The organism is Streptomyces sp. M-16 (assembly GCF_052114405.1).
Taxonomy (GTDB): Bacteria; Actinomycetota; Actinomycetes; order Streptomycetales; family Streptomycetaceae; genus Streptomyces.
Map to the genome: position 1 here is coordinate 1 of NZ_JBFRER010000228.1, position 5309 is coordinate 5309.

General features: G+C 69.7%; 7 protein-coding genes. 2 read left to right on the forward strand and 5 right to left on the reverse strand.

All coding sequences use genetic code 11. The features are described from left to right. Positions 1-140 precede the first annotated feature (140 nt). Both AB4039_RS41265 and AB4039_RS41270 read left to right on the forward strand, forming a co-directional pair. On the forward strand, positions 141-842 hold the full coding sequence (locus tag AB4039_RS41265; protein ID WP_266846427.1) for an RES domain-containing protein: 702 nt from the start codon (positions 141-143) through the stop codon (positions 840-842). Between the two features lie 709 nt (positions 843-1551). After that, positions 1552-1962 carry an XRE family transcriptional regulator gene (locus tag AB4039_RS41270; RefSeq protein WP_266846428.1) on the forward strand — a complete coding sequence of 137 codons (411 nt, stop codon included), beginning with the start codon at positions 1552-1554 and terminating at the stop codon, positions 1960-1962. A gap of 22 nt (positions 1963-1984) precedes the next feature. On the opposite strand, the gene AB4039_RS41275 is transcribed toward AB4039_RS41270, so the two are convergent. The 5 genes from AB4039_RS41275 to AB4039_RS41295 form a co-directional block, all read right to left on the reverse strand. Further along, positions 1985-3292, reverse strand: a complete 1308-nt coding sequence (locus AB4039_RS41275; protein ID WP_266846429.1) for a hemopexin repeat-containing protein — start codon at positions 3290-3292, stop codon at positions 1985-1987. A gap of 101 nt (positions 3293-3393) precedes the next feature. Next, positions 3394-3621, reverse strand: coding sequence for a hypothetical protein (locus tag AB4039_RS41280; protein WP_266846430.1), 228 nt, complete (start codon positions 3619-3621; stop codon positions 3394-3396). 51 nt (positions 3622-3672) lie between these two features. Beyond that, entirely contained in the window at positions 3673-3873 is a 201-nt protein-coding gene (locus tag AB4039_RS41285) for a hypothetical protein (protein ID WP_266846431.1), read from the reverse strand. A gap of 78 nt (positions 3874-3951) precedes the next feature. Then, positions 3952-4137, reverse strand: coding sequence for a hypothetical protein (locus AB4039_RS41290; protein ID WP_266846432.1), 186 nt, complete (start codon positions 4135-4137; stop codon positions 3952-3954). A gap of 29 nt (positions 4138-4166) precedes the next feature. Further along, on the reverse strand, positions 4167-5309 hold a 1143-nt coding region (locus AB4039_RS41295), incomplete at its 5' end, for a hypothetical protein (RefSeq protein ID WP_442273206.1).

Here is a 5309-nt window from a genome sequence, read left to right on the forward strand (position 1 = left end):
CACGAGCACCACACCGTCACAAGACCGGCTCTCCCGGCGGGCGGACCGCCCTGCCGGCCCGCCCTCCGCACGAGCCCACGAGCATCACCGGCCCGTGCCCCGCGTCCCGCGGAGGCGGCCGGAGCAAGGAGAACGGCCCCATGAGCCGGGACACCGACACCGCACAGCCGGACGTCAGCCTCATCCCCGCACCGGAACGCGGCATCTGGCGGCTGGGGAAGTCCAAGAATCCGGTCACGTACGAAAAGATCAGCCAGGAGGACTCCGACCGGACGGGCGGCAACCGCTGGAGCCTGGTCAGCTACGGCACCCTCTACTGCGCCTCCGAGCACGACGGCTGCTTCGCCGAGGCCTTAGCCCCCTTCCGCGTGAGCCCCGCCATGCGGGAGGTCATCGCGGACGACTGGCAGGAGCCGTACTACATGGGCCCCGGCAAGATGCCCCGCGACTGGACCACACGCCACACCCTGGTCCGTCTGCAGCCGCCCAAGGAGGCCCGCTTCCTCGACGTGGACGACGAACGGACCCTCAAGACGCTCTCCCACGAGCTGGAGGACAAGCTGGCGGAGCAGGGCGTCGACCTGCTCACCACGGAACACATCCAGGGCTTCAACCGCCGGATCACCCGGCTGATCTCCGCCTGGGCCATCACCCAGCGCACCGGCCCCTCGGAGCAGGAGCGCCTCGTCCACGGCATCGCCTACCGCTCCCGCTTCGGCATGCGCCAGTGCTGGGCCGTCTTCAGCGACGTGGCACTGAAGCAGGAGGAGTCCAGTCTGGTCTTCCCCGAGGCGGAGGCACTGCGGCGGGTGGCCGACGAGTACGGCCTGACCATGCTGTGACCGGTCCCGCCCGGGCCACAACCACTCAGCCCCCCTACTCCCCCACCCGAAAACCCACCTGGAAACCAGCCGGAAAACCACCACATCCCTGTCGTCCGAAAGGAGGAAAACAACTCACTCCCCCCACGCACACGACCTCCACTCCCTCCCCCAATTGACAGCATCAGCGCAGGTCAGAAGCTAAGTCCCGGCTCAAACACAGCAGTTGACGCTCCGTCGAGAACGCGCTGGATTCTGCCTAAGAGGTGGAGTTGACAGGTGATAATGGGTAACCTGACAAGTACATCGACCGACTTGGAGCGTGTGGGGGATCACATGAGCATCACCGGCAACATCGTCCGTACGTGCTTACCTTCGGGGTTCGCTCTGCACATCGCCGCACCACCCAGCACCACAGGCGCCGCCGCACTCCCAGCACTCTGCAGTCATCCATGCGCCGGATCCCCGCGGACCGGAATACATCGATGCTGAAGCCCGCCGCCCGCCGCTAGCCGGCCCGGCCCCGCCCCACCCGTCACTGGTCACGCTTCCCGGCGGGTCGGAAGCACATCACGAAGCGTTCACAGCTCGCCGAGACCGAGCGTCCCTTCCGTCTGCCATCGCAGCAGCACGCGACAGCCAGGTCCTGCGCGCACCCGACACCCGTCGCCTGAACACGCGACCCGCCACCGCGCGGGCGCGCAGTCAGGGCAACGAGGGAGACCTGACCATGCCTTCACACACCACCACCACGCCCGCCCCCGCCGCCACCAAGAGCGCCGTGAGTGCCGAACGGGCCCACATCGCCACCGTGCGCATGCACATCAGCGAGATCGCCCGATTCCTCCAGGACAACCTGGGGCAGCGCCTGACCGCGCGCATCGCCAACATCAGCGACCCCAAGCAGGTCGGCAAGTGGGCATCGGGCGACACCACCCCCCGGCACGAATCCGAGGAGCGCCTGCGCGCAGCTCTCCAGGTCTTCCAACTCATCCAGGACGCCGAGAGCCTCTATACGGCGCGCGCCTGGATGATCGGCATGAACCCGCAGCTGGAGGACGAAGCACCGGCCCAGTGCATCGCCGACGGCCGCATGCGCGACGTCATGGTGGCGGCCCGCGCCTACGTGGACGGCGGCTGACCCCCGCCCCACCCGGCGCCCCTCAGGGCAGGACCGTGACGCCGATCTGCATGTGGATGTGGTTCTGGTGGGCGTTGACCAGCGCGGCGGGGCCCGTGTAGTCCGGGTAGATCACGAAGCCGGAGCCGCCGATCTCGGGCATGGGCCACTTGTTGGCCGGGCCGATGGCGGTGGCCTCGCACTCGAACGTGGCGCAGCGGAAGGCGGTCGAGAACAGCCCGTACGCGAGGGGGTCCGTCGCGGGGTCGATGCGGAACTTCCCGGGGGTGCGGGGCAGGTCTCCCCAGTCCCGTTGCACCAGACGGGTGAAGGCGACCCCGTCCAGCTCCCCCACGATGCCCGAGAGGTCGAGCGCGCGGCCCTGGTTGTGGCAGTCCTTCGGGTTGGGCCCGCCGTGCCCGATGCCCAGGTGGAGGAGTTCGGTGACGTCCGGCGACGAGGAGTTGATCCAGCGGGTGAGCCGGTACAGCGCGATCAGCATGCACTGGTCGAGGTTGTCGATGACCGTGGACGCCGGGGCGATCTGGTTCGTGTAGCGGATTCCGTCGAACGACGGCGGGCTCACCACGACGCGCTGGGTGGGCGTCGGCGACACGATCCCGGTCGGGCTGTCCACGAACACCGGGCTCTTCAGGGTGAGTTTCCCCCGCCGGATCAGGTCCGCCATCAGCCGGTTCGCCTGGGTGAGGGTGAGCAGGCGGGCCGGGGCCACCGCCCCGGACGGGGTGGGGGCGAGCCGGAAGGCCGCGTCGAGGGGGCCGCTCGCATCCACCTGGTCGGCGTCCAGGTCGAAGCGCTGGTACTGCCCGCCCCGGAAGAAGTACGCGTACCGGCCGCCCGGGTACGCCACGGCGTCGAGGCCCGCGGGGAAGACCCCGGTCCAGCGGTCCGCGATCTTGACGGGGTAGCCGGGGTCGACGCGGTCGGCGGTGATGTCGTACCTCACGTACGAGCCGCCCTTGAAGAGGTACAGCTTGCCGTTGCCCCAGTTCACGGCCGCGTCGATGCCGGTACGCCAGTCGGGGCCGCCGTCCGCGCCGGTGGGGAGGCCGGGCCAGCGCGGGCCGGTCGCGAGCGGGTAGCCCGGGTCGACCCGGTCGGAGGGGTCGTCGTACCGCCGGTAGTCGCCCCCGGTGAAGGCGAACGCCTTGCCCGCCCCCCACCAGACGAAGGCGTCGGGTGAGCCGGGGAGCCCCTCCCACCGGTCGATGCCGAGTCCGGAGTCCTCCCGGAGGCCGGTGACGGAGTCGTACCGGTCGTACGTGTCGTCGTCGTAGAAGAGGTACGTCTTGTCGTTGGACCAGGAGATCGCAGTCCGCAGGTTCGCCATGGTCTCGGCTCCTTCCACGCGGGGGCGGGCCGCCGGCAGGGCGGCGGCCCGTCCACCTTCCTTTCCTGGATTTCCGTGTTTCCCTGTCTTCCCTCACACGGTCAGACGAGTCCGGTCCACCTGCAGCCGACGGTCGGCACACAGTGCCAGCCGCGGCCGTAGTCCTGCTGCAGGGCTCGCGGGTCCCCGGGGAGGGGGCCGTACTCGCCGAGCGGCTGCATGTGGACCTTGGTGGTGGGGTCTTCAGGGTCGGTGAAGACGACGCGGTACGGCAGGTAGTGGACCCTGCGGTTCACGGCCGGTGCCTGGATCGGCAGGTCGAGTCGCATGATGCCTCCTCAGGTGTCCGATGGCGTCGTCGGCCGGTCATCGGCGCCGGCTCAGAACGGCCACAGGTCGTCCAGACCCTGACCGATCTTGCTCAGCAGTCCGCTGGCCTCGGCGCCGGAGGTGCCGGCGTACCCCTCGGGGCGACGGCCCCGGCGGACGGGCGGAGACTGCTGGGGGAGCTGCAGCCGCAGCTGTCCTGCGGGGGACCAGCGCGTGGCGCCGGTGTCCTCCTGGGTGGTTTCGTCGAACATCACACTGTCCTTTCCTCGTGTTCCCTCTGTTCCTCGCGGAGGGGCCGGTGTCTTCAGGGGGCTGATCCCCGACAGGGGTCAGACCCTGAGACCGTGCCGGCCCGCATAGCACATCTGCCGGGCCATGCCGGTGAGGTTGCCGCAGCCCGACGCGGCGGCCGTGACGCCCTGGCGACGGGCGTCGGCCTCTGCCGCGGCGTCGTCGCGGCGGACGGCCCGGACTTGGGGAGGCAGTCCTCCCGGTCTGTTGTGTCTGGTGTCCATGGTCTGTTCTCCTCCCTGTTCCTCGTGGGTCAGCTGTTGAGGAACGTGTGGACCGGAGCGAGGCTGACCGGCAGCTCGTCGCTCACGTCGATGGTGAAGAGGTACGAGAGCCGGGCCCTGTGGTCGTCCTCCGGGTCGAAGAGGGTCACGACGACGTCCTGGCAGTCCGAGCCGACGCGGCAGTACGGGCTCTTGGTGACGGTGATCGTGTCGAGCGAGTACAGGCCGCCCTTCGATCCGGGTATCTGGCCCGCGGAGAGGATTCCCCGGACCATCTGGCCCCCGATCAGGAACGCGTTGGTCCCCGCGTAGTTCAGCGCCCGGTCGGCCGAGGTCTGGCCGAGGTTGCGGAACTGGTAGTAGATCTTGTCGAGGAAGGAGCGGATCGTCAGCCGGATCTCGCTCTCCTGGACGGTGGAGACGTGCCTGATCTCCGCGTCCTTCATGACGCTGTCGAAGACGGAGTCGACGAGTGCCGTCTCGTTCCAGGTGTAGAGGCCTCGGCTCTTCACCTCGACCACGGGCACGAGCTGGCCGTTGAAGAGTCGCTTCGTGCGGTGGGTGAGGATCCCGGGCACCGAGACGCGCGAGACGTAGCCGGCCCGCTCCTCCGCCTTCTCCGGGTCGAGCGCCTGGCCCACGATGGCGTCCCGGAACACGCGGTAGACGGTGGACACGGGCGGACTGGCGAGTCGGTTGATCAGGTCCGAGAGGGTCGAGGCCTCGTTCCTCTCCAGGTGTGCGGCGGCCTGCCGGGCCCGCTGGGCATCCTCCGGGGAGACGATGGGGTCGCTCCAGTCCATGCCCACCGGCGCCTCGGCCTCCAGGGCGTACACGGGTGCGCCGTCGAGGGTCAGCGTCCAGGTGACCTTGTCGGATGCCCATGGGGCGGAGGCCAGGTAGGACCGCAGCTGCTTGGGGCTGTACGGGTCCGGCTGCTGCTCGACCTCCTCGCCGTCGATGACCGTGGTGACGTACGGCATCTGCTGGCGGAAGCTGTCCCGGCGGGCCTCGGTCTCGTAGTCGAAGCCGATGGTGCCGATGGCGTAGACGAGGGGGCGGGCGGCACCGGGTCCGCCGCCCCCGCAGGCACAGTCGACGTCCCCGCCGCAGGCGGGGCGCACGCCTGCGCTCGGGGGCGGGGCGGGGGCGGCGGGCGGGGCGGCCTGGAC